This window comes from Streptomyces sp. Root1304, from assembly GCF_001426405.1.
GTDB lineage: Bacteria > Actinomycetota > Actinomycetes > Streptomycetales > Streptomycetaceae > Streptomyces.
Map to the genome: position 1 here is coordinate 278,355 of NZ_LMEP01000025.1, position 21,531 is coordinate 299,885.

A 21,531-nucleotide genomic window follows, 5' to 3' on the forward strand; every position below is an offset into this window, starting at 1 on the left:
TTGTGGCCCGCCCTCGCGTTACGTCGCCTGGGCGGACGTCGCCCTCTCCCTCGGCGCTCAGCTCTCCTGTTCGCGTTCCACCTGGTCGTTCCACTCGCGCTTGATCGCGCGCCAGGCCTCGTCCGACTTGCCGACGCGCCAGTAGCCCGAGATCGAGAGGCGCTCGCGCGGGATCTCGCGGTCCAGGCGCAGGTGGCGGCGGAGTTCCTTCACGGAGCCCGCCTCGCCGTGGACGAACGCGTGGACGTCGCCGACCGGGAAGTCCAGGTTCCGCACGGCCTCGACGAGGGCCTCGCCCCCGGGCCGGTCGCCCCGGTGCAGCCAGGTGACGCGGATGCCGTCCGCCGTCGCGAACTTCTGCTCCTCGGTGGCGTCCGCGATCTCCAGGAACGCGTGCACCCGCGCCCCGGCGGGCAGCGCCTCCAGGGCGACCGCGATGGCCGGAAGGGCGCTCTCGTCGCCCGCGAGAAGGTGCCAGTCCGCCGCCGGGTCCGGCGCGTAGCCGCCGCCGGGGCCGAGGAAGCGCACCGTCTCGCCCTCCGTGGCCCGCGCGGCCCACGGCCCCGCGAGGCCCTCGTCGCCGTGGACGACGAAGTCGATGGTCAGCTCCCGGTGGACCGGGTCCCAGGCCCGTACCGTGTACGTCCGCGTCGTCGGCCACTGCTCCCGGGGGAACTCCGCCCGGATCCGTTCCATGTCGAACGGCTCCGGGTAGGCGACGCCCTCGGGGGCGAACAGCAGCTTCACGTAGTGGTCGGTGTACGCGCCGACCTCGAAGCCGTCGAGTCCGGGGCCGCCCAGCACCACCCGCACCATGTGCGGGGTGATCCGCTCGGTGCGCACCACACGTGCTTCGGTGGCCTTCGGTGCCTTGCGGGGCTGCTCTGCCACGAGGGGCTCTCCTGGATCGATGTAGTTAGGTATGCCTAAGCTAGCATCTTCGGCCTGTACCGCCCAGGGGGAACCCGTGTGATCCCTCCGGTCACCGGCCCCTCTCGGCCCGCCCCCGCGCCCCGCTGCCCCGCCGTCGTTCCCGTCAGCGGTCGAGCACCGGTAGCAGCCGGCCCACCGCCCCGCCGAGACCCCAGCGCTTCACCAGCGCCTCCAGCGCCGCCGGGTCGCGCGGAGCCGTCGGCAGCGCCGGGTCGAACTCCGGCAGAGGTGCGTCCCCGGCGACCCGGACCACGGTCGGTGCGACGTCCAGGTACGCGGCCGCCTCCACGATCCCGCGCCGCTTGGCCGGCGTCAGCTTCGACGTACGGTCCTCGGCGGCGGCCCGCACACCCGCCAGGTCCCCGTACTCCGTGATCAGCTGCGCCGCCGTCTTCTCGCCGATGCCCTTCACGCCGGGCAGGCCGTCGCTGGCGTCCCCGCGCAGGGCCGCGAAGTCCGCGTACTGGTCGGGGCGCACCCCGTACTTCGTACGGATCAGCTCCGCGTCCACCAGGTCGCAGTCGCCGACGCCCTTGCGCGGGTACAGCACGCGCACGCCCCGCGCGTCGTCCACCAGCTGGAAGAGGTCCCGGTCGCCGGTGACGATGTCGACGGGACCCTCGGCGCGGCCCGTCAGCGTGCCGATCACGTCGTCCGCCTCGTACCCCGCCGCGCCGATCCGTGCGATGCCGAGCGCCGCGAGGACCTCCTCGATCACCGGCACCTGCGGGGACAGGGTGTCCGGGATCTCCTCCTCGTCCGGGCCCGTCTCCGTCTCGACGGCGACCCGGTGCGCCTTGTACGAGGGGATCAGGTCCACCCGCCACTGCGGCCGCCAGTCGTCGTCCCAGCAGGCCACCAGGTCGTCGGGGCGGTGGTCCTGGACGAGCCGGGTGATGAAGTCGAGCAGTCCGCGCACGGCGTTCACCGGGGTGCCGTCGGGGGCCCTGACGGAGTCCGGCACGCCGAAGTAGGCGCGGAAGTAGAGGCTGGCGGTGTCGAGGAGCATCAGGCGTCGCGTCACACCCCGATCATGCCGCACCCCACCGACAGCCCCTCCGTACGACAGCCCCTCCGTACGACAGCCCCTCCGTACGACGGCCCCCTCCGTACGGCAGGCCCCCTCCGTACGGCAGGCCCCCGCCGCCCCCCGTCCCCGGCACTCCCGCCGCCCGCCGCCCCGGCCGTCCCACCCCGCCCCCGACATCCGCCCCCGACACCCCCACGTGACCCCCGTCACCTTTGCGTTTGCACCCTGTGAAGGCGGGCAGGCGTGAGCCCGGAGCGGAACCCGGTACGGATTTCAACCAAGGAATCCCCGTACGCGACGGGCCCGCGGGCCGATCCCGCCCGCTCCACGGCCCAGCCACGCGGGGGTGGTGGGGCCATTCTCGTTGCTACCCGTGAGGTTTATGTGTCCAGGCTCCAGGCCGACCATCTGTTCAAGGTGTTCGGCAGACGACCCGACGAAGCCGTCCGCAGGCTCGTCGACGGTGCCGACCGCGAGGAGCTGCGCGCCGAGGGGACGACAGCAGCCGTCGTGGACGCCGGCTTCACCGTCGAGCCCGGTCAGATCTTCGTCGTGATGGGGCTCTCCGGGTCCGGCAAGTCCACCCTTCTGCGCATGCTCAACGGCCTGCTCGAACCCACCGCGGGCCGGGTGCTCTTCGACGGACGTGACCTCACCGCGCTGTCCCCCCGCGACCTGCGCACGGTCCGTTCCACCAAGATCAGCATGGTCTTCCAGCACTTCGCGCTCTTCCCGCACCGAAACGTTCTCGAGAACGCCGGCTACGGCCTGGAGGTGCAGGGCGTCCCGCGCGCCGAGCGCGAGACCCGGGCCGCCGAGGCCCTGGAGCTGTGCGGCCTCGCCGGCTGGGAGAAGTCCTGGCCCGACGAGCTGTCCGGCGGCATGCAGCAGCGGGTCGGGCTGGCCCGCGCCCTCGCCACCGACGCCGACCTGCTCCTCATGGACGAGTCCTTCAGCGCGCTCGACCCGCTCATCCGCCGCGACATGCAGGACCAGCTCCTCGTGCTCCAGCAGCGGCTGAAGAAGACCATCGTCTTCATCACCCACGACCTCAACGAGGCCATGCGCCTCGGCGACCGGATCGCCGTCATGCGCGACGGACGGATCGTGCAGCTCGGCACCGCCGAGGACATCCTCGTCCGCCCCGCCGACGACTACGTGGCCTCCTTCATCCAGGACGTCGACCGTTCCCGGGTGCTCACCGCCTCCGCCGTCATGGCCGAGGACGTCACCCCGGCCGACTGCCCCGACGGCTGCGCCTGCCGCGCCGTCGGGCCGGACACCCTCGTCGCCGACCTGTGCGCCGTGGCCGCCCTGGCCCCGCACCCGGTGACCGTCGAGGACGCGGAGGGCACCGTCCTCGGAGTCGTACCGACCGAACGTCTCCTCGCCGTCATGGGCGGTATCGGCGCCACGCCTGCCGCGAAGTCCCTGACCAAGGAGGTGACCGCCGGTGCCTAGGCTCCCTCTCGGTGACTGGGTCGACAGTTCCGTCGACTGGCTCCAGGCCCAGTTCTCCTGGCTGTTCGACGCCGTCAGCACCGGTGTCACCGGTCTCTACGACGGCATCGACGCCGTCCTGTCCGCGCCGCAGCCGCTGCTCTTCGCCGGCATCCTCGCCGTCGTCGCCTGGTGGCTGCGCGGCCTCGCCGCGGGCGTCCTCGCCTTCGCCGGGTTCGCGCTCGTCGACTCGGTCCAGCTGTGGGACGAGGCCATGGCGACGCTGTCGCTCGTGCTCGTCGCCACCCTGGTGACCCTGGTGATCGCCGTACCGCTCGGCATCTGGGCGGCCCGCTCGAAGACCGTCAGCGCCGTGCTGCGGCCGGTCCTCGACTTCATGCAGACCATGCCGGCGATGGTCTACCTGATCCCCGGCATCATCTTCTTCGGCGTCGGCGTGGTCCCCGGCATCATCGCCACCATCGTCTTCGCGCTGCCCCCGGGCGTGCGGATGACCGAGCTGGGCATCCGGCAGGTCGACGGCGAACTCGTCGAGGCCGCCGAGGCCTTCGGCACCACCCCGCGCAACACGCTGTTCCGCGTGCAGCTGCCGCTCGCCCTGCCGACGATCATGGCCGGCATCAACCAGGTCATCATGCTGGGCCTCTCGATGGTCGTCATCGCCGGCATGGTCGGCGGCGGAGGCCTCGGCGGCGCCGTCTACCGCGCCATCGGCAACGTCGACATCGGCCTCGGCTTCGAGGCCGGCGTCTCCATCGTCGTCCTCGCCATGTACCTGGACCGGATGACCGGCGCCCTCGGCCGCCAGGTCTCCCCGCTGGGCCGCCGCGCCGCCGCCAAGGCGCGCGCCGCGCTCGGCGCGAAGCGTCCCGGGGCGAAGATCTGGGCCCACCGCCCGCAGCCCGTCGCCGCCCTCGTCGGCGTCGTCGTGCTCGCCCTGGTGGCCGGCGGCATGGGCTTCCTCGGCTCCGGCGGCGCGACGTCCACCGCCGCCGCCGGCAAGAACAGCGGCCACGGCAAGAAGATCAGCATCGGCTACATCCCCTGGGACGAGGGCATCGCGTCCACGTACCTCTGGAAGGAACTCCTGGAACGCCGGGGCTACGAGGTCGACACCAAGCAGCTGGAGGCCGGCGCGCTCTACACGGGCCTGGCCGGCGGTCAGCTCGACTTCCAGACCGACGCCTGGCTGCCCGTCACGCACGAGCAGTACTGGAAGAAGTACCAGAACAAGCTGGAGGACCTCGGCTCCTGGTACGGCCCCACCTCCCTGGAGCTCTCCGTCCCCTCGTACGTGAAGGGCGTCGACTCCCTCGCCGACCTCAAGGGCAAGTCGGGCCAGTTCAAGGGCCGGATCATCGGCATCGAGCCGAGCGCCGGAATGATGGGCATCCTGAAGGACAAGGTCCTCAAGGAGTACGGCCTGGAGGGCGAGTACGAGGTCGTCGACGGTTCCACGCCCGGCATGCTCGCCGAGCTGAAGCGCGCCTACGAGCGCAAGGAACCGGTCGTCGTCACCCTGTGGTCCCCGCACTGGGCCTACTCCGCCCACGACCTCAAGAAGCTCGCCGACCCCAAGGGTTCCTGGGGCAAGGGCGACGGCGTCCACACCCTCGCCCGTAAGGGGTTCGCCGCCGAGAACCCCGAGGTCGGCGCCTGGCTGAAGAACTTCGAGCTGACCGAGAAGCAGCTCACGGACCTCGAAGCCGTCATCCAGAAGACCGGCAAGGGCAAGGAGCAGGAGGCCGTCCGCACCTGGCTGGACGCCAACCCGGGCCTCGCGGAGAAGCTCGCGCCGCAGTAGCACCGGGGGAGGACAGCCGACTCCTGTCCGAAAAGGGGTGGTCGCCGAACGTGTTCGGCGACCACCCCTTTTCGTCACGACGCGAAACCCCGCCCCAAAGCTGCGTAAGGTTCAGGTAACCGCCCGGTACGGGTACGCACGAGGCACGAGGGAGGGAGCCGACATGGACGAGAAGGAATCACCCCGCGTGGGCGCGGCCGTCAAGAGGCGGCGCAGAGCGCTCCAGCTCACGCTGGCCGTCGTCTCCTCGCGCAGCGGACTCTCGGTGCCGTTCCTCAGTCAGGTCGAGAACGACCGGGCCCGGCCCAGCAGCCGCTCCCTCGAACTCGTCGCCGAGGCGCTGGAGACCACCTCCGGCGAACTCCTCGCCGCCGCCGAGGCCGCCCGCACCGTCGACGTCGTACGGGCCGCCGAGCGCTCCCCGGGGCTGCCCGCGGGCGTACGGGCGGTCGTCCGCGGCCGCCACCAGCTGCACGCCCTGGAGTTCACCGGCGAACAGGACGCCGGGCGCGAGTTCCAGCACCGGAACGACGAACTGCTCTACGTGGCCGACGGCGCCGCCGAGGTCGAGGCCGAGGGCCGCGCCTACCGGCTGGACCGCGGCGACACCCTCTATCTCTCCGGCGGGGTGCGCCACCGCTGGCGCGCCACCGAACCGGGGACCCGGCTGCTCGTCGTCGCCGTCGCCGAGCACGTCGAGGCCGAGGAGGAATGAGGGCCGGGCGGGGCGTCCCGCTCCGTGTCGTCTCCCTCGTGCCCTCGCTGACGGAGGCCGTCGCCGTCACCGCGCCCGGCGTCCTCGTCGGCGCCACCGACTGGTGCGTCCGGCCCGCAGGCCTCGACGTCGTCCGGATCGGCGGCACCAAGAACCCCGACGTCCCCGCGGTCCTCGCCCTCCGTCCCGACCTCGTCCTCGCCAACGAGGAGGAGAACCGCGCCCCGGACCTCGCCGCGCTGCGGGCCGCCGGGACCGAGGTCCTCGTCACCGGGATCCGTACCCTCGACCAGGGGCTGAGGGAACTGCGGCGGGTCCTCGTGGCGTGCGGCGCGCCCGCCGGGCCGCGCTGGCTCGACGAGGCCGAGGAGGCGTGGTCGGCGGTCGTCCCGGAGGGGCCGTACACCGCCGTCGTGCCGATCTGGCGCCGCCCCTGGATGGTGCTGGGCCGCGACACCTTCGCCGGTGACCTGCTGGCCCGGCTTGGTGTCCGGAACCTCTACGCCGATCACCCCGAGCGCTATCCGAGCCTCCCGCTCGACGAGCTGCGCGCCGCCGCGCCCGACCTCGTCGTCCTGCCGGACGAGCCCTACCGCTTCACGCGCGAGGACGGCCCCGAGGCGTTCCCCGGGACCGCCGCCGCGCTCGTCGACGGGCGACTGCTCACGTGGTACGGGCCGTCGCTCGCCGAGGCTCCGCGGGCGCTGGCGCGGGCCCTGCGAGCAGCGCACCGCTGACGAGACCGCGCACCGTGTGGACCCCGGCCACCAGCCAGGCCGTGAGGAGCAGGGCGTACAGGAAGACCGCGAGCCAGCTGAAGACGGCGAGTCCGGTGTGCTGGGCGAGCCCCTCGGCGCCGGTCACACAGGTGCCGATGGGGAAGGTGAACGCCCAGAAGGTCATCGCGAAGCCCATGCCCTGGCGGCGGGCCCGCAGCACCATCGCCCCGGCGAGCGCCAGCCACAGCAGCGCGAAGCCCATGACGGGCACGCCGTAGAGGACGGCGAAGGAGGCGAAGCCGTGCGCGTACGGGGCGGGCAGCACGCCCGGGGCCACGTCGGCGAACTTGTTCGCGGCGGTCGTCGACTGGCCGAGCGGGCCGAGGACCAGGAAGAGCGTGGGGGTGAGCGCGAGCGGCAGCGGACCGGCGGTCACCAGCCGTCCGAACACCAGGGGCAGCATGACCAGGGTCGCGAGCAGGCTGACGCCGAACATCGCCCAGCAGGCGATGAGCAGGGTCTGCTGGGCCTGCCCGGCCGGCAGATGGGGCACGAGCAGGGGGCCGAGGGCGGCGGAGACCATGGGCGCGACGACCGGCAGCAGCCACACCGGGGAGGCGCCCTCGATCCGGTGGTGCACCACCATCAGGTACGGGACGACCACCGCGGCGGCGAGGCCGACCACCGTGCCGACGGTGAACAGGACGGTGTCGAGCGCCACGGCCGCGGGCAGCCCGATCCAGTCGCGGCCGACGATCATCGCGCCGCCGCCGACGGCGAGCAGCGCCATCGACAGACAGCCGTAGAACGGCGCCATCCCGGGGTCGAGGAGGTGGGCGCGGGCCTGGTCGCGGTGGCGGATCCAGTGCGTGGCACGGGCGGCGAGCAGGGCGAGCAGCATCGCGAGGGAGAGCGTCCAGACGGCGGCGCAGGCGGTACGGAGAGCGGGACCGGCGGAGGGGAGGCCGGCGCCGGCGTTGGCCACGATGGCCGTGCCCATCACGGAGGCGTACCAGTTCGGCCCGAGGTGACGGACGGAACGGGTGGGTGAGGCGACCGGCCGGGGCCGGTGGGCTCGGGCGGGGAGGGCGGGACGGGGAAGTGCGGGGCTTGCCATGACTCCACCGTCGTCCTCTTCCACGGCCCCCACCAGGGATCTTGCGGCTATGACGCCATAAGCTGGCTTTATGAGCAGGAGCTGGGAGACGCGGGGCAACGGGAAGCACGGAGACGCGGCGGACGGCGGCGGGGCCCCCGGCGGCGGGGCGCCGACCGTTGGGGCCTTCGGCGGCGGTGCACCGGCCGAGGGTGCCCAGGGGGCCGCCGAGCCGCGTCGCGGCGGGTCCGGCGCCCAGGTCGTCCGGGGCTCGCGGGCCGGTGAGGCGTACGGCGGCGAGGTCAGGGCGCAGCTCCACCACCGGGTTCCCGACCTCGGCGCCCTCGAACTGCTCCTCGCCGTGGCCCGGCACGGCAGCCTCGGCGCCGCCGCCCGCGAGGTCGGCATCACCCAGCCCGCCGCCAGCAGCCGCATCCGCTCGATGGAACGACAGCTCGGTGTGGCCCTCGTCGACCGTTCGCCCCGGGGTTCACGGCTGACCGACGCGGGCGCGCTCGTCACGGACTGGGCGCGCCGGATCGTCGAGGCCGCGGAGGCCTTCGACGCGGGCGCCCAGGCCCTGCGCGGGCGGCGGGACTCCCGGCTGCGGGTGGCCGCGTCCATGACGATCGCCGAGTACCTGTTGCCGGGGTGGCTGATCGCGCTGCGCGCCGAGCGCCCCGACACGGCCGTGTCGCTCCAGGCGGGCAACTCCGCGGTGGTCGCGGAACGGCTCCTCGGGAACGAGGCGGACATCGGCTTCGTGGAGGGCCTCGCCGTGCCCGAGGGCCTCGACGGCGTGGTCGTCGCCCACGACCGGCTCGCGGTCGTCGCCGCCCCCTCGCACCCCTGGGCCCGTCGCCGGGGCCCGGTGGACCCGGCGGAGCTGGCCGCGACCCCGCTGGTCCTGCGGGAACGCGGCTCGGGCACCCGGCAGGTCCTGGACGCGGCGCTGTCCGCCCACGGCGGTCTCGCGCAGCCGCTCCTCGAACTCGCCTCCACCACGGCGGTGAAGGCCGCCGCCGTCAGCGGGGCCGGACCGGCGGTCCTCAGCGAACTGGCCATCGCCGAGGAACTGGCCTCGCGGCGGCTGGTCGCCATCCCGGTGGAAGGGGTACTGCTCCGCCGCGACCTGCGGGCCGTCTGGCCGACCGGCCACCGTCCCACGGGCCCGGCCCGCGACCTCCTCTCCCTGACCCGCGCACGGCCGGCTGGGTGAGGGGCTGAGGGGCCGCTCGGCGGGCCCGCACCGACACCGGAGCGGCGGTCGGGCGTCACGGAGCGGCGGGGGGCCGCCGCTCCGGAGGTTCAGACGCCCGTCGCCCGGTGGGTGATCCGGCCGTCCAGGACCGTGAGCAGGACCGGGAGGTCCGGCAGGTCCGTCGCCGCCGTGGTGAGCGGGTCGCCCGCGAAGACCGCGAGGTCCGCGCGGAACCCCGGGGCGATCCGCCCCGCCTCGTGCTCCTCGCCCGCCGCGTACGCCGGTGCCGTCGTCATGCCCCGCAGCGCCTCCAGCGCCGTCAGCGCCTGCTCGGGGCCGTGCGGCGCCCGGCCGAGGTCCCGGCTCGGGCGCCGGTGCCGGGCCCCGGCCATCACGCCGAGCGGCGGGAACGGCGCGATCGGCCAGTCCGAACCGAGGACCACGGTCGCCCCCGAGTCCGCCAGGTCGCGGCAGCGCCACGCCCGCCCGGCGCGCTCCTCGCCGAGCCGGCGCGACCAGTTGTCGCTGTGGTCGGCGCGGGTGAAGTCGCAGCAGTGGGTGGGCTGCATGGACGCGAGGACGCCCAGCTCGGCGAAGCGGCGCAGGGTGTCGCCCGGCACGGTCTCGATGTGCTCGACCCGGTGCCGGACCTCGCTGCCGCCGGTGGCCCCGGCCTTCTCGACGGAGTCGAGCACGTGCCGGACGGCCGCGTCCCCGATGGCGTGCGTCGCGGTCGCGACCCCCGCCCGGTGCAGCTCCCCGATGATGTGGGTGTACGCCGCCGGGTCCGGCCAGAACGCGTGCGTGGACTCGCCGTGGCAGTCGGGGCGCTCCAGCCACGCGGTGCCGTTGTCGATGGTCCCGTCCATGAAGAGCTTGACGCCCGCGACCCGCCACAGCGCCCCGCCCGTGCCCTGCTGCGCGATCAGGTCCCGTACGCCCTCCGCGTCCGTGCCGGGCTGGCACCAGGGCGCCACCCGGAGCCGCAGCGCCAGCTCGCCGGCCGCGTCGAGCTCGCCGTACAGCGCGAGGCTCTCGCCGTTGGCGTCCATGGCGTGACCGCCGGTGAGACCGGACGCGGCCATGGACCGCAGCGCCGCCGCCAGGCGCTCCCGGCTCTCCTCGGCGGTGGGGCGGGGGGCGACCCGCTCGACCAGCTCGCAGGCGGCGTCCTCCTGGAGGAGTCCCGTCGGGCGCCCGTCGGCGTCGCAGACGACCTCGGCGGAGGCCTGGTCGAAGGTGCGGGGGCCGTCGACCCCGGCGAGTTCGAGCGCCCGGCGGCTGGCGAGCGCCGAGTGGGCGTCGAAGAGCAGCAGGAAGGCCGGGACGCCGTCGAGGACGGTGTCGAAGGGGGCGATGCCGACGGGCCGGCCGCCGAAGACGTTCGGGTCCAGACCCCAGGCGAAGAGCCAGTCGCCCCGGCCGAGGGTCCGCACCTCCCGGTCGAGGGCCTCCCGTACGTCGTCGAGGTCGGCGCAGTACGACAGGTCGAGCCCGTGGGTCAGTTCGGCGCCGGACACCGGGTGGAGGTGTCCGTCGACCAGACCGGGGGTGACCACGGCGCCCTTGAGGTCGACGACCGTGGTGGCGGGCCCGGCGAGCGCGCGGATCTCACGGTCGTCACCCAGGGCGGCGATCCGGCCGTCGTCGGAGACGGCGAGGGCCGTCTCCGGCAGGAACGTCCCCGTGCCGGGGTCGAGCAGACGGGCGGAGAGCAGGACGAGTCGGGTGCGCACGGTGGCTCCAGGGGGAGGACGGGGAGAGAGGCCGTCGGGCCTCGACGAAGAGGGAAGGGTCAGGGGACCGGGGGAGGGGCGGGCTCGGCCGTCGGTGTCATGCCGAGCGGGAGGCGCCGGCCGGCGGCGGCGGTGTCAGGCCGGTCGGGGCGGTTGGGCCCGTTGGACCGGTGGTGCTGTCACGCCGCTCACGCCGCTCACGCCGCTCACGCCGCTCACGCCGCTCACGCCGCTCACGCCGCTCACGCCGCTCACGCCGCTCACGCCGGCGCCACGCCCGTCAGCGCCCCGTGCGCCAGCCCGAGTTCGCGTTCCGCGGTGGTGAGCGGCAGCCGTGTCACCGCCTCGGGGCGGTTGCTCCGGTCGGTGTTGGCGTGGGCGCCGAGGCCGTCGAGGACCACCAGGATCTGGATGGCCGTGGCGCGCGGGTCGTCCGTGCGGAACTCGCCGCGCTCGACGCCCTCGCGGATCAGCTGCTCCAGGCGGTCGTCGGAGGCGAGCTCCTGCTCGGCCACCCGGTCGCGCAGGACGGGCCGGTACCGGCTGAGGTGCCGGGCGTTGATCCAGAGCCGGCTGATGTCGTCGTACGCCTCGCCGGCGGAGAGGGCGAAGTAGCGTGCGAGGTACTGCGTGGGCGTCCCGTGCGGCCGGTCGGCGGGGAGCAGGGAGTCGAGCTCGCCGGTGGCGGCGACGCTGAACGCCTCGCCCACCAGATCCTCCGCCGAGGGGAAGTAGTGGCTGATCAGACCGGGCCGGACGGAGAGCTCGTCGGCGATCCGCCGCAGGGTGACGCACTCGAGCCCCTCGGTGAGGGCGACGCGTGCGGCGGTCTCCACGATCTCGGCCCGCCGGGCTTCGGGGGTTTTCCGAATTCTCTTGCGCTGGACGCTTGACGGCATACCGGCGATGCTATTGAGTGTGCGACCAATAAGCAACCAGGTGGGCACCACACGCATCCGGAGGGCCGCATGGCTTCCACGATCCCCGATCCGCTCCCACGCTCCCAGGGAGCGGCGGTCGACCCGCCGGCCTCCGACCGGCCCGGCCGCATCGAGGCCCACGGCATCGACCACATCCCCGATTCCGAGCGCCACGGACACCCCCGTGAGCTCTTCTCGGTCTGGGCCGCGGCGAACGTCAACTACCTCAGCCTCGTCATCGGCGGCGCCCTCGTCCTGATGGGCCTGACCCTCTGGCAGGCCCTCGCGGTGACCGTCGTCGGCAACCTCTTCTGGCTGCTCACGGGGCTCCTCGCCACCTCGGGGCCGGCGGCCGGCGCGCCCAGCGAGGTGATCACCCGGGCCGTCTACGGCGTCATCGGCAACCGCGTGAACAACGCGGTCGGCGGCTGGCTCGTCTCCGTCTGCTACTTCGCCCTCAACCTGGCCGCGGCGGCGACCGCCGCCTTCGCGCTGGTCGAGAGGGCGGGCATGACCGCCACCACCCCGGTGAAGGTCGCGGTCATCGTGATCATCGCCGCCCTCACACTGGTCATCAGCGTCTACGGGCACGGCCTGATCATCAAGCTCTACCTGCCGATCACCCTGGTCCTGGCCGGGGCGTTCACCGTCGTCGCGTTCGCCGTCCTGCGGCACGCCGACTTCTCGTACGCCCCCGCCGCGCGGGTCAGCGGCGTCGACCTGTGGGCCCTGCTGCTCGCGGGCACCACGATGATCGCCTCGGGTCCGCTCTCGTACACGACGAGCGCGGACTTCTCCCGCTACCTGCCGCGCACGGCCTCGAAGAAGGCGGTCATCGGCTGGACCGCGCTCGGCGCCTTCGTGCCCAGCATCGTCGTCGGCTCGCTGGGTGCCTTCGCGGCCACCGCCGTGGACATGACCGACCCGCAGACCGCGCTCCAGGAGATCCTGCCCGGCTGGTTCGTCCCGGTCTTCCTGCTCGCGCTGGTCCTCGGCACGATCGCCATCAACGCCCTGACCGCGTACAGCGCCGGACTCGCGCTCCAGGCCGTCGGCCTGCGCGTCCGACGCTCCGTCAGCGTCCTCCTCGACGGGGCCGTCGCCATCGCCCTCACCCTGTACGGGCTGCTGGTCTCCAACTTCCTGGACACCGTGAGCAACGCGCTGCAGGTGATCACCGTCCTGATCGGCCCCCTGATGGCGATCTACGCCACCGACGTCCTGCTGCGGCGCTGCCGTTACGACGGCGTCGCGCTCTCGGACGAGACGCCCGGAGGCCCGTTCTGGTACACCGCCGGCGTCAACCTGGCCGGCGCGACCGCCCTGGTCGTCGGCGTCACCTCCGCCGCGCTCTGCGTCAACACCGTCTACACCGGCCCGGTCGCCGCCGCCCTCGGCGGCATCGACCTCTCCCTCCCGGTCGGCATGGGCGTCTCCGCCGTCCTCTACGCCCTCCTGATGCGCGACGAGCGCACGGTGCTCGCCGCCCGCGCGGCCGTCTGAGCGGGCGGAAGCCGCGTACGCACGCGCGCGTACGCACCAGCCGTCAGGCGCGCCCCACCGCGCCCGACGTCACCGACGAGGTCGCCGCCGCCTCGACCAGGCCCCGCATCACCCGCAGGTCCTCGCCCATCTCGGGATGCCACTGGACGCCGAGGACCCAGGCCGGGGCCGCCAGTTCCACCGCCTCCACCGTGCCGTCCTCCGCGTGCGCCGAGGGCGCGAGTCCCGCGCCCAGCCGGTCCACCGCCTGGTGGTGATAGGTCGGGACCTCGGCGAGTTCCGGGACCAGGGAGGCGTACCGGGTGCCCGGCACCGGCTTCACCGCGTGCCGGCCGATCACCCCGACCGCCTCCACGTGCCCCTCCAGGTGCTGGACCAGCGTCCCGCCCAGGGCCACGTTCAGGAGCTGCATCCCCCGGCAGATGCCGAGCAGCGGGGTCCCCGAGGCGAGGGCCGCCTCGATCAGGGCCAGCTCCCAGGAGTCCCGCTCCCTGGCAGGCGGGCCGGTACGGGGGTCGGGCTCGGCCCCGTACCGTACGGGCTCGACGTCCGCCCCGCCCGCGACGACCAGCCCGTCGAGCCGGGCCACCGTCGCCGCCGCGGCCTCCGGACCGTCCGGCGGCAGCATCACCGCGATCCCCCCGCTCTCCTGCACGAGCCGCGGATACGGGGCGGGCAGCAGCGCGGCCCGCATCTCCCACACCCCCCAACGGGCCTGGTCCAGGTAGGTGGTCACGCCGATGAGCGGCTTGGTCACGGGAGTTCCTCCAGGGGTGCGGAGCGTCGGGGGATCAGTCGCGCGCGAGTTCGGCCTCGGCCGCGGCGAGCGCCGCGAACTCCTCCTCGGGCGCCCTGGCCACCAGATGGTGCCGACTGTAGAACGCGAAGTAGGCGAGCGCGACGGCGTACACCCCGAGCGCCATGAACGCGGCCGTCCGGTCCACCAGGAACGTCGCGACCAGGGCCGACAGGGCGAGTACGAAGGCCACCGAGGAGGTCACGACCCCGCCGGGGGTGCGGTACGGCCGGTGCAGTCCCGGCTCGCGGCGCCGCAGCACGATGTGCGAGAGCGCCATCAGGGCGTACGAGATCGTGGCGCCGAACACGGCGATGTTGAGCATCCGGGCGCCGTCGCCGGTCCCGGCGGCCAGCGCGAAGCCGATCGCGCCCGGGATGAGGAGCCCCAGGTACGGCGACTTCCGGCGGCTGGTGAGGGAGAGGAAACGCGGCAGGTAGCCCGCCCGGGAGAGGGCGAAGAGCTGGCGCGAGCCCGCGTAGATGAGGGAGAAGAAGGAGGCCACCAGACCGGCGAGGCCTGCGTAGTTCACGAAGCGGCTGAGCGCGGTCGGCTCCCCGTCGCCCTGGAGTGCCACGACGAGCGGGTTGCCCGCCTCCTGGACGGCGGCCGCGCCGCGCGCCCCGGTCGCGGCGAAGAAGGTCGTCACGGCGAGCAGCACCAGGACGCCCATGGAGATCGCGAGCGCCCTCGGCATCGACCTGACCGGGTCCTTCGCCTCCTCGGCGGCGAGCGGCACGCCCTCGACGCCCAGGAAGAACCACATGCCGAAGGGGAAGGCCGCCCAGATGCCGAGCAGGCCGAACGGCAGCCAGGAGTTCGACCCGAAGGCGTCCCCGTCGACCGGGATGTCGTTCAGGCCGTCCACATGGAAGTCGGTGAGCGCGCCGAGCGCGAAGACGACGAGCGCCGCGACCGCGACGGCCGTCACGACGAGACTGAAGCGCAGGGCCTCTCCCACGCCCCAGAGGTGGATCCCGATGAACAGCGCGAAGCAGACCAGGTAGACGGGCCAGCCGGACTCCAGCCCGAAGAGGCCCAGGGACTCGACGTAGTCGCCGATGAAGATCGAGATCGCGGCCGGGGCGAGGATGTACTCGATGAGGATCGCGGTCCCGGTGAGGAACCCGCCCCAGGTGCCGAGCGCCCGGCGGGCGAAGCCGTATCCACCGCCCGCGGTGGGCAGGATGGCGGAGAGTTCGGCGAGCGCGAAGACCAGACAGGCGTACATCGCGCCCATCAGGACGGTGGCGACGGCGAGCCCGCCGAAGCCGCCCTTCGACAGGCCGATGTTCCAGCCGGAGAAGTCCCCGGAGACGACGTAGGCGACGCCGAGCCCGGTGAGCAGCAGCCATCCGGCGCTCCCGCGGCGCAGCGCCCGGCGCTCCAGGTAGTCGTCCTTCGGCGGCGTGGTGTCTTCCAGCGTCATGGCAGCGTCAGCTCCCCGCAGTGGACCCAATGGATTGGTCCCATACCTTTGCGGTGGCCGACGGGGGAGCGCAACCCCCGTGCGTTACTTTCGGGTTACGCGCCCGAATCCGGCTCCACGCGCGCGTACGCCCGGAACCCGGCTCCACGCGCGCGTGCGCCCGCATCCCGGTCCGCGCGCGTTCCTCAGGTCAGGAAGCCCCGCAGCAGCGCCGCCGTGCCCGAGCAGTGCTCCCGCATCACCTCGCGCGCCGCGTCCGCGTCCCCGTCGAGCACCGCGTCGACCAGGGCGGTGTGCTGGTGCTGGGAGTGCTCCAGATTGCGTACGAGGAGGGGGATGCAGTCGAGCAGGTCGTTCACGGTCGCCCGTACGGCCGCGTACTGCGCGGTCAGCGTCGGCGAGCCGGAGAGCTCGGCGAGCGTGAGGTGGAGCAGGGTGTCCTGGCGGCGGTAATCGGCCAGCGGGGCGTCATGGGTCGCCGCCACGGCGGCCCGCAGCCGCTCGGCGCCCGCCCCGTCGAGACCGTGGGCCGCGCAGAGTCCCGCCGCGCCCACCTCCAGGACCTCACGGAAGCGCAGGGTGTCCTCCATGTCGACCGAGGCGATCCGGCGGCGCAGCTCGGCCTCGTCGGCCGTCTGGACGCGGGGCAGCACGAACGTGCCGCCGTACCGGCCGCGCCGGCTCTCCACGAGCCCCTGCTCCTGGAGGACCTTCAGCGCCTCGCGCAGGGTGACCCGGCTGATCCCCATCCGGTCGGCCAGCTCCCGTTCGGCGGGCAGTCGCTCCCCGCCGGGCACCAGTCCGAGCCGTACGACCTGGAGGATCTGCTCCAGGGCCTCCTCGAAGCCGTTGCCCGCCCGCACCGGCCGCAGCACGGGCGTCAGCCGGTCCGCCGATTCACTCGTACTGGCCACGTTCTCGTTTCCCCTTCCCGAGGACCTTCCCAAGCAAAGGTCTTCCGCAATACCTTATGGCTTCCGGCAGGCCGAAGGAGGAGCAATCCCGTGGCAGACCGCAAACCCACGCTCGCCGTCGAGGAGCTACGCGCCCTCGTCGCGAGCGGCGAGATCGACACCGTCGTCCTGGCCTTCCCCGACATGCAGGGACGGCTCCAGGGCAAGCGGTTCGCCGCCCCGTTCTTCCTGGACGAGGTACTCGGCCACGGCACCGAGGGCTGCAACTACCTGCTGGCCGTCGACACCGAGATGAACACCGTCGACGGCTACGCCATGTCCTCCTGGGACCGCGGCTACGGCGACTTCGCCATGCACGCCGACCTCACCACCCTCCGCCGCCTCCCCTGGAACGAGGCCACCGCCATGGTGACCGCGGACCTCGCCTGGGCCGACGGCACCCCCGTCGTCGCCGCGCCCCGGCAGATCCTCCGCCGCCAGCTGGAGCGCCTCGCGGAACACGGCCTCACCGCCCACGTCGGCACCGAACTCGAGTTCATCGTCTTCAAGGACAGCTACGAGCAGGCCTGGGACGCGAACTACCGCGGCCTCACCCCCGCCAACCAGTACAACATCGACTACTCCGTCCTCGGTACCGGACGCATCGAACCCCTCCTGCGCCGCATCCGCAACGAGATGACCGGCGCCGGACTCACCGTCGAGTCCGCCAAGGGCGAGTGCAACCCCGGCCAGCACGAGATCGCCTTCAAGTACGACGAGGCCCTCGTCACCTGCGACCAGCACGCCGTCTACAAGACGGGCGCCAAGGAGATCGCCGCCCAGGAGGGCCACTCGCTCACCTTCATGGCGAAGTACAACGAGCGCGAGGGCAACTCCTGCCACATCCACCTCTCCCTCCAGAACGCCGCCGGGGAGAACGTGATGGCCGGCGACGACGAGCACGGGATGTCCGCGACCATGCGGCACTTCCTCGCCGGACAGCTCGCCGCCCTCCGCGACTTCTCCCTCCTCTACGCCCCCAACATCAACTCCTACAAGCGGTTCCAGCCCGGCTCCTTCGCGCCCACCGCCGTCGCCTGGGGCCACGACAACCGCACCTGCTCGCTCCGGGTCGTCGGCCACGGCCGCTCCACCCGCTTCGAGAACCGCCTCCCCGGCGGCGACGTCAACCCGTACCTCGCCGTGGCCGGCCTGGTCGCCGCCGGCCTGCACGGCATCGAGCAGCGCCTCGAACTCCCCCCGCCCTGCACCGGGAACGCCTACACCGCCGAGTACGCGCACGTCCCCACCACCCTGCGCGAGGCCGCCGAACTCTGGGAGACCAGCGAGATCGCCAAGGCCGCCTTCGGTGACGAGGTCGTCGCCCACTACCGCAACATGGCCCGCGTCGAACTCGACGCCTTCGACGCCGCCGTGACCGACTGGGAACTGCGCCGCTCCTTCGAACGCCTGTGACAGAAGAGAGAAGAGAGTTGCTCCAGGTACTGAACCCGGCGACCGAGGAACTCGTCGCCACCGTCCCCGCCGCCACCCCCGCCGACGTCGACGCCGCCGTCGCCCGGGCCGCCGCCGCCCAGCGCGGCTGGGCCGCCGCCGCGCCCGCCGACCGGGCCCGGCTGCTCCGCCGCTTCGCCGCCGTCGTCGACGACCACGTCGAGGAACTCGCCCGCCTGGAGGTCACCGAGGCCGGCCACACCCTCGGCAACGCCCGCTGGGAGGCCGGCAACGTCCGCGACCTGCTCGACTTCGCCGCCGGGGGAGTGGAGCGCCTCAACGGCCGCCAGATCCCGGTCGCCGGCGGCCTCGACATCACGATCCTCGAACCGCTCGGGGTCGTCGGCGTCATCGCCCCCTGGAACTTCCCCATGCCGATCGCCGCCTGGGCCACCGCACCCGCCCTCGCCGCCGGCAACGCCGTCCTCCTCAAGCCCGCCGAGACCACCCCGCTCACCGCGCTCCGGCTCGCCGAACTCGCCCTGGAGGCCGGCCTTCCCGAAGGCCTCTTCCAGGTCCTCCCGGGCACGGGACCGGTCGCGGGCAACGCCCTCGTCGAGCACCCCGGCATCGCGAAGATCGTCTTCACCGGCTCCACCAGGGTCGGCAAATCGATCATGGCCAAGTGTGCCGACCAGGTGAAGCGACTCACCCTGGAACTCGGCGGCAAGAGCCCCAACATCGTCTTCGCCGACGCGGACATCGAGGCGGCCGCCGCCGCGGCGCCCATGTCCTTCCTCGACAACAGCGGCCAGGACTGCTGCGCCCGCACCCGCATCCTCGTGCAGCGGAGCGCGTACGACCGCTTCCTGGAGCTCCTCACGCCCGCGATCGAGGAGATCGTCGTCGGCGACCCGCTCGACGAGCGCACCCAGATGGGCCCCCTCATCTCCCGCGCCCAGCTCGACCGCGTCCGCTCCTACGTGACCGAGGACCTCACCGGCATCCGCGGCAAGGCCCCCGAGGGCCCCGGCTTCTGGTTCCCGCCGACCGTCCTCACCGACGTGCCCGAGGACGCGCCCTGCGCCGTCGAGGAGATCTTCGGCCCCGTCGCCGTCGTCCTCCCCTTCGACGACGAGGCCGACGCGATCCGCCTCGCCAACGCCACCGAGTACGGCCTGTCCGGCTCCATCTGGACCCGCGACGTCGGCCGCGCCCTGCGCGCCTCCCGCGCCGTCCGGGCCGGCAACCTCTCCGTCAACTCCCACTCCAGCGTCCGCTACTGGACCCCGTTCGGCGGCTACCGGCAGTCCGGCCTCGGCCGCGAACTCGGCCCCGACGCCCTGACCGCCTTCACCGAAACCAAGAACGTCTTCATCAGCACGGAGGCCTGAGCACCCATGACCACGACCGAAGAGAACATCTGCCGCCGTCTTGTCGGCCGTACCGCCGTCATCACCGGAGCCGGCAGCGGCATCGGTCTCGCCACCGCCCGCAGGCTCGCCTCCGAGGGCGCGAACGTCGTCTGCGGCGACATCGACGAGAAGGCCGGCAAGGCCGCCGCCGAGGAAGTCGGCGGCACCTTCGTCCAGGTCGACGTCACCGACCCCGAGCAGGTCGAGGCGCTGTTCAGGACCGCCTTCGACACCTACGGCTCCGTCGACATCGCCTTCAACAACGCCGGCATCTCGCCCCCCGAGGACGACTCCATCCTGGAGACCGGCCTGGAGGCCTGGAAGCGCGTCCAGGACGTCAACCTGACCTCGGTCTACCTCTGCTGCAAGGCGGCCCTGCCCTACATGCGCCGCCAGGGCAAGGGCTCCATCATCAACACCGCCTCGTTCGTCGCCGTCATGGGCGCCGCCACGAGCCAGATCTCCTACACCGCCTCCAAGGGCGGCGTGCTCGCCATGTCCCGCGAGCTGGGCGTCCAGTTCGCCCGCGAGGGCATCCGCGTCAACGCCCTCTGCCCCGGGCCGGTCAACACCCCGCTCCTCCAGGAGCTGTTCGCCAAGGACCCCGAGCGGGCCGCGCGCCGCCTCGTCCACATCCCCGTCGGCCGCTTCGCCGAGCCCGAGGAGATCGCCGCCGCCGTCGCCTTCCTCGCGAGCGACGACTCGTCCTTCGTCAACGCCAGCGACTTCCTGGTGGACGGCGGCATCGCGGGCGCGTACGTGACACCGCTCTAGGTCCACCCGCAGGCCCCCCACCCGACGGCCGGGCGTCCTCGGACGCCCGGCCGTCCGGCGTACCGGCCGATCCCTAGGGCCTGTCGTCACACTCCCGTCGTCGCCCGTGGGGCAGACGGGAGTGTGACGACAGGCCCTAGAGGAAGGTCATGCCCTCGCCGCGGTACGTGGGCACGGTCGCCGTCACGCGGTCGCCCTCGATCAGGCGCAGGTTCTCGAAGCGCTCGCACAGCTCGCCGGCCTTCGCGTGCCGGAACCACACCTTGTCGCCGATCCGCAGGTCGTCGGCGGGCGAGCCGAGCAGCGGGGTCTGCACCTCGCCGGGACCCTCCTGCGGGTCGTACCGCAGACCCTCCGGCAGATACGGCACGGGGAGCCGGTCCGGCCCCGCCACCCCGGACGCCGGGTAGCCACCGCCCAGGACGGTCACCACCCCGACGCCCGGACGACGGACGACGGGCTGCGCGAAGAGCGCGGCGGGCCGGCCGGAGAAGGAGGTGTAGTTGTCGAAGAGCCGCGGCACGAACAGCCCCGAACCCGCCGCGATCTCCGTCACCGCGTCCTCGGCGGCGGTGTGCTGCACGCTTCCGGTGCCGCCGCCGTTCACGAACTCCAGTTCCGGCGCCACCGCCCGCACCGCCCGCACCACGGCCGCCCTGCGCTCCGCCAGCTCCCGGCGGGCCGCCGCCTGCATCAGCCGGATCGCCCGCGACCGCAGCGGCCGGCCGGCGACGGAGTCCCCGACACCCGCGACATGCCCCTCGTACGCCATGATCCCGACCAGCCGGAACCCCGGACGCCGCACCACCGAACGGGCCAGCTCGGCCAGCTCCGCGGGCTCGCGCAGAGGGGAGCGCCGGGCACCGATCCGTACCCGGCCGCCCAGCAGACTCAGCGCGGTGTCCAGCTCCAGACAGACCCGGACCTCCTCCGTCCCGCCCGCGCGGGAGGCGTCGATCAGGTCCAGCTGCGCCACGTCGTCGACCATCACGGTCACCGCGGCGGCCAGCTTCGGATCGTGCGCCAGCTCCCCGAAACCGGAGCGGTCCGCCGACGGATACGCGAGCAGGACGTCCTCGAAACCGGCCCGGGCAAGCCACAGCGACTCGTCGAGCGTGAACGACATGATGCCGGCGAAGCCCTCCCGCGCGAGCACCCGCTCCAGGAGCGCCCGGCACCGCACGGACTTGCTCGCCACCCGGACCGGCTTGCCGCCGGCCCGGCGTACGAGGTCCGCCGCGTTGGCGTCGAAGGCCTCCAGGTCGACGATCGCCACGGGCGCGTCGAGGTGAGCGGTGGCCCGGTCGTAACGGGCCCGGTCGGCGGCACGGGGAGTCATGGCCCGAGCTTGCCAGACAGGTTTACGAGTGGGTAGCCCCTGGGTTCCCGAGCCGGGGGGAACAGCCCGTAGAGTGACGGGCATTGTCGACACGAGCGGGGGACGGGGATGACCGGCGAGCACCCCTCCACGCCCTCCCGCATCACGGACGCCCTGCTGCCCGCCCCCGAACCGACGGAGGCGGAGACGACGACGAGACTCCGCGCGATCCGCCCGACGGAACCGGCACCGGCACCGGGGACGACGCCGAGACCCGGGCCCGCTTCCGGGAGGTCGACGGTGCCGGGGTCGGCTTCCGAGGGTCCGGCGACG

The 21,531-nt window shown here is 73.2% G+C and carries 18 protein-coding genes; 9 read left to right on the top strand and 9 right to left on the bottom strand.

Going from position 1 to position 21,531, the window contains the following annotated elements; translation table 11 throughout:
• Nucleotides 1-57: 57 nt before the first annotated feature.
• The gene (locus tag ASD33_RS27915; RefSeq protein ID WP_199863599.1) at nt 58-891 is read right to left on the bottom strand and encodes a siderophore-interacting protein; all 834 of its coding nucleotides are present in this window, start codon (nt 889-891) and stop codon (nt 58-60) included.
• Between the two features lie 145 nt (nt 892-1,036).
• Nucleotides 1,037-1,942 (bottom strand): 5'-3' exonuclease, encoded by a 906-nt coding sequence (locus ASD33_RS27920; RefSeq protein WP_056566420.1) that lies wholly within the window; start codon nt 1,940-1,942, stop codon nt 1,037-1,039.
• A gap of 405 nt (nt 1,943-2,347) precedes the next feature.
• Between ASD33_RS27920 and ASD33_RS27925 the strand changes: the two genes are divergently transcribed.
• The 4 genes from ASD33_RS27925 (at nt 2,348) to ASD33_RS27940 (ending at nt 6,680) form a co-directional block, all read left to right on the top strand.
• Nucleotides 2,348-3,424 carry a glycine betaine/L-proline ABC transporter ATP-binding protein gene (locus ASD33_RS27925; RefSeq protein WP_056566424.1) on the top strand — a complete coding sequence of 359 codons (1,077 nt, stop codon included), beginning with the start codon at nt 2,348-2,350 and terminating at the stop codon, nt 3,422-3,424.
• Nucleotides 3,417-5,228 (top strand): ABC transporter permease/substrate binding protein, encoded by a 1,812-nt coding sequence (locus tag ASD33_RS27930; protein WP_056566426.1) that lies wholly within the window; start codon nt 3,417-3,419, stop codon nt 5,226-5,228. The genes ASD33_RS27925 and ASD33_RS27930 overlap by 8 nt, the downstream gene beginning before the upstream one ends.
• Before the next feature lie 163 nt (nt 5,229-5,391).
• Nucleotides 5,392-5,943 carry an XRE family transcriptional regulator gene (locus tag ASD33_RS27935; protein WP_056566429.1) on the top strand — a complete coding sequence of 184 codons (552 nt, stop codon included), beginning with the start codon at nt 5,392-5,394 and terminating at the stop codon, nt 5,941-5,943.
• Nucleotides 5,940-6,680, top strand: coding sequence for a helical backbone metal receptor (locus ASD33_RS27940; RefSeq protein ID WP_056566432.1), 741 nt, complete (start codon nt 5,940-5,942; stop codon nt 6,678-6,680). Before ASD33_RS27935 ends, ASD33_RS27940 begins: the two co-directional genes overlap by 4 nt.
• On the opposite strand, the gene ASD33_RS27945 is transcribed toward ASD33_RS27940, so the two are convergent.
• Nucleotides 6,607-7,779, bottom strand: coding sequence for a TDT family transporter (locus ASD33_RS27945; protein WP_056566436.1), 1,173 nt, complete (start codon nt 7,777-7,779; stop codon nt 6,607-6,609). The two genes, ASD33_RS27940 and ASD33_RS27945, sit on opposite strands and share 74 nt — an antisense overlap.
• Nucleotides 7,780-7,849: 70 nt before the next feature.
• Here ASD33_RS27945 and ASD33_RS27950 point away from each other — a divergent pair, with 70 nt between their 5' ends.
• Nucleotides 7,850-8,977, top strand: a complete 1,128-nt coding sequence (locus ASD33_RS27950) for a LysR family transcriptional regulator (protein ID WP_242427176.1) — start codon at nt 7,850-7,852, stop codon at nt 8,975-8,977.
• An 89-nt stretch (nt 8,978-9,066) separates the two neighbouring features.
• Here ASD33_RS27950 and ASD33_RS27955 read toward each other — a convergent pair whose 3' ends face one another.
• Nucleotides 9,067-10,695: an amidohydrolase gene (locus ASD33_RS27955; RefSeq protein WP_056566439.1), complete on the bottom strand. Its 1,629-nt coding sequence runs from the start codon at nt 10,693-10,695 to the stop codon at nt 9,067-9,069.
• A 260-nt stretch (nt 10,696-10,955) separates the two neighbouring features.
• Nucleotides 10,956-11,594, bottom strand: coding sequence for a TetR family transcriptional regulator C-terminal domain-containing protein (locus ASD33_RS27960; RefSeq protein WP_056566442.1), 639 nt, complete (start codon nt 11,592-11,594; stop codon nt 10,956-10,958).
• Nucleotides 11,595-11,663: 69 nt separating this feature from the next.
• Here ASD33_RS27960 and ASD33_RS27965 point away from each other — a divergent pair, with 69 nt between their 5' ends.
• Nucleotides 11,664-13,118, top strand: coding sequence for a cytosine permease (locus ASD33_RS27965; protein ID WP_056566445.1), 1,455 nt, complete (start codon nt 11,664-11,666; stop codon nt 13,116-13,118).
• A 43-nt stretch (nt 13,119-13,161) separates the two neighbouring features.
• Here ASD33_RS27965 and ASD33_RS27970 read toward each other — a convergent pair whose 3' ends face one another.
• From ASD33_RS27970 to ASD33_RS27980, 3 genes are all read right to left on the bottom strand, one after another.
• Entirely contained in the window at nt 13,162-13,875 is a 714-nt protein-coding gene (locus tag ASD33_RS27970) for a gamma-glutamyl-gamma-aminobutyrate hydrolase family protein (protein ID WP_056566448.1), read from the bottom strand.
• Between the two features lie 34 nt (nt 13,876-13,909).
• On the bottom strand, nt 13,910-15,343 hold the full coding sequence (eat, locus tag ASD33_RS27975) for an ethanolamine permease (RefSeq protein WP_056566451.1): 1,434 nt from the start codon (nt 15,341-15,343) through the stop codon (nt 13,910-13,912).
• Between the two features lie 185 nt (nt 15,344-15,528).
• Nucleotides 15,529-16,257 carry an FCD domain-containing protein gene (locus ASD33_RS27980; protein WP_056566453.1) on the bottom strand — a complete coding sequence of 243 codons (729 nt, stop codon included), beginning with the start codon at nt 16,255-16,257 and terminating at the stop codon, nt 15,529-15,531.
• A 90-nt stretch (nt 16,258-16,347) separates the two neighbouring features.
• On the opposite strand from ASD33_RS27980, the gene ASD33_RS27985 reads away from it, so the two are divergent.
• From ASD33_RS27985 to ASD33_RS27995, 3 genes are read left to right on the top strand one after another with little or no spacing between them, the layout of a single operon-like run.
• On the top strand, nt 16,348-17,712 hold the full coding sequence (locus ASD33_RS27985) for a glutamine synthetase family protein (protein ID WP_056566455.1): 1,365 nt from the start codon (nt 16,348-16,350) through the stop codon (nt 17,710-17,712).
• Between the two features lie 17 nt (nt 17,713-17,729).
• On the top strand, nt 17,730-19,085 hold the full coding sequence (locus tag ASD33_RS27990; RefSeq protein WP_199863600.1) for an aldehyde dehydrogenase family protein: 1,356 nt from the start codon (nt 17,730-17,732) through the stop codon (nt 19,083-19,085).
• 6 nt (nt 19,086-19,091) lie between these two features.
• Nucleotides 19,092-19,880: a 3-oxoacyl-ACP reductase gene (locus ASD33_RS27995; protein ID WP_056566462.1), complete on the top strand. Its 789-nt coding sequence runs from the start codon at nt 19,092-19,094 to the stop codon at nt 19,878-19,880.
• A 136-nt stretch (nt 19,881-20,016) separates the two neighbouring features.
• Here the strand turns inward: ASD33_RS27995 and ASD33_RS28000 are convergent, their stop codons facing one another.
• Complete coding sequence (locus ASD33_RS28000; protein WP_056566464.1) at nt 20,017-21,219, bottom strand: amino acid deaminase/aldolase; 1,203 nt, start codon at nt 21,217-21,219, stop codon at nt 20,017-20,019.
• Between the last annotated feature and the right edge of the window lie 312 nt (nt 21,220-21,531).

What these genes read in the sequence shown, in the direction of transcription:
- ASD33_RS27920 (WP_056566420.1), bottom strand. Translation starts at nt 1,942, where the DNA reads ATGCTCCTCGACACCGCCAGCCTCTACTTCCGCGCCTACTTCGGCGTG.
- ASD33_RS27935 (WP_056566429.1), top strand. Translation starts at nt 5,392, where the DNA reads ATGGACGAGAAGGAATCACCCCGCGTGGGCGCGGCCGTCAAGAGGCGG.
- ASD33_RS27940 (WP_056566432.1), top strand. Translation starts at nt 5,940, where the DNA reads ATGAGGGCCGGGCGGGGCGTCCCGCTCCGTGTCGTCTCCCTCGTGCCC.
- ASD33_RS27945 (WP_056566436.1), bottom strand. Translation starts at nt 7,779, where the DNA reads ATGGCAAGCCCCGCACTTCCCCGTCCCGCCCTCCCCGCCCGAGCCCAC.
- ASD33_RS27950 (WP_242427176.1), top strand. Translation starts at nt 7,850, where the DNA reads ATGAGCAGGAGCTGGGAGACGCGGGGCAACGGGAAGCACGGAGACGCG.
- ASD33_RS27960 (WP_056566442.1), bottom strand. Translation starts at nt 11,594, where the DNA reads ATGCCGTCAAGCGTCCAGCGCAAGAGAATTCGGAAAACCCCCGAAGCC.
- ASD33_RS27965 (WP_056566445.1), top strand. Translation starts at nt 11,664, where the DNA reads ATGGCTTCCACGATCCCCGATCCGCTCCCACGCTCCCAGGGAGCGGCG.
- eat (WP_056566451.1), bottom strand. Translation starts at nt 15,343, where the DNA reads ATGACGCTGGAAGACACCACGCCGCCGAAGGACGACTACCTGGAGCGC.
- ASD33_RS27995 (WP_056566462.1), top strand. Translation starts at nt 19,092, where the DNA reads ATGACCACGACCGAAGAGAACATCTGCCGCCGTCTTGTCGGCCGTACC.
- ASD33_RS28000 (WP_056566464.1), bottom strand. Translation starts at nt 21,219, where the DNA reads ATGACTCCCCGTGCCGCCGACCGGGCCCGTTACGACCGGGCCACCGCT.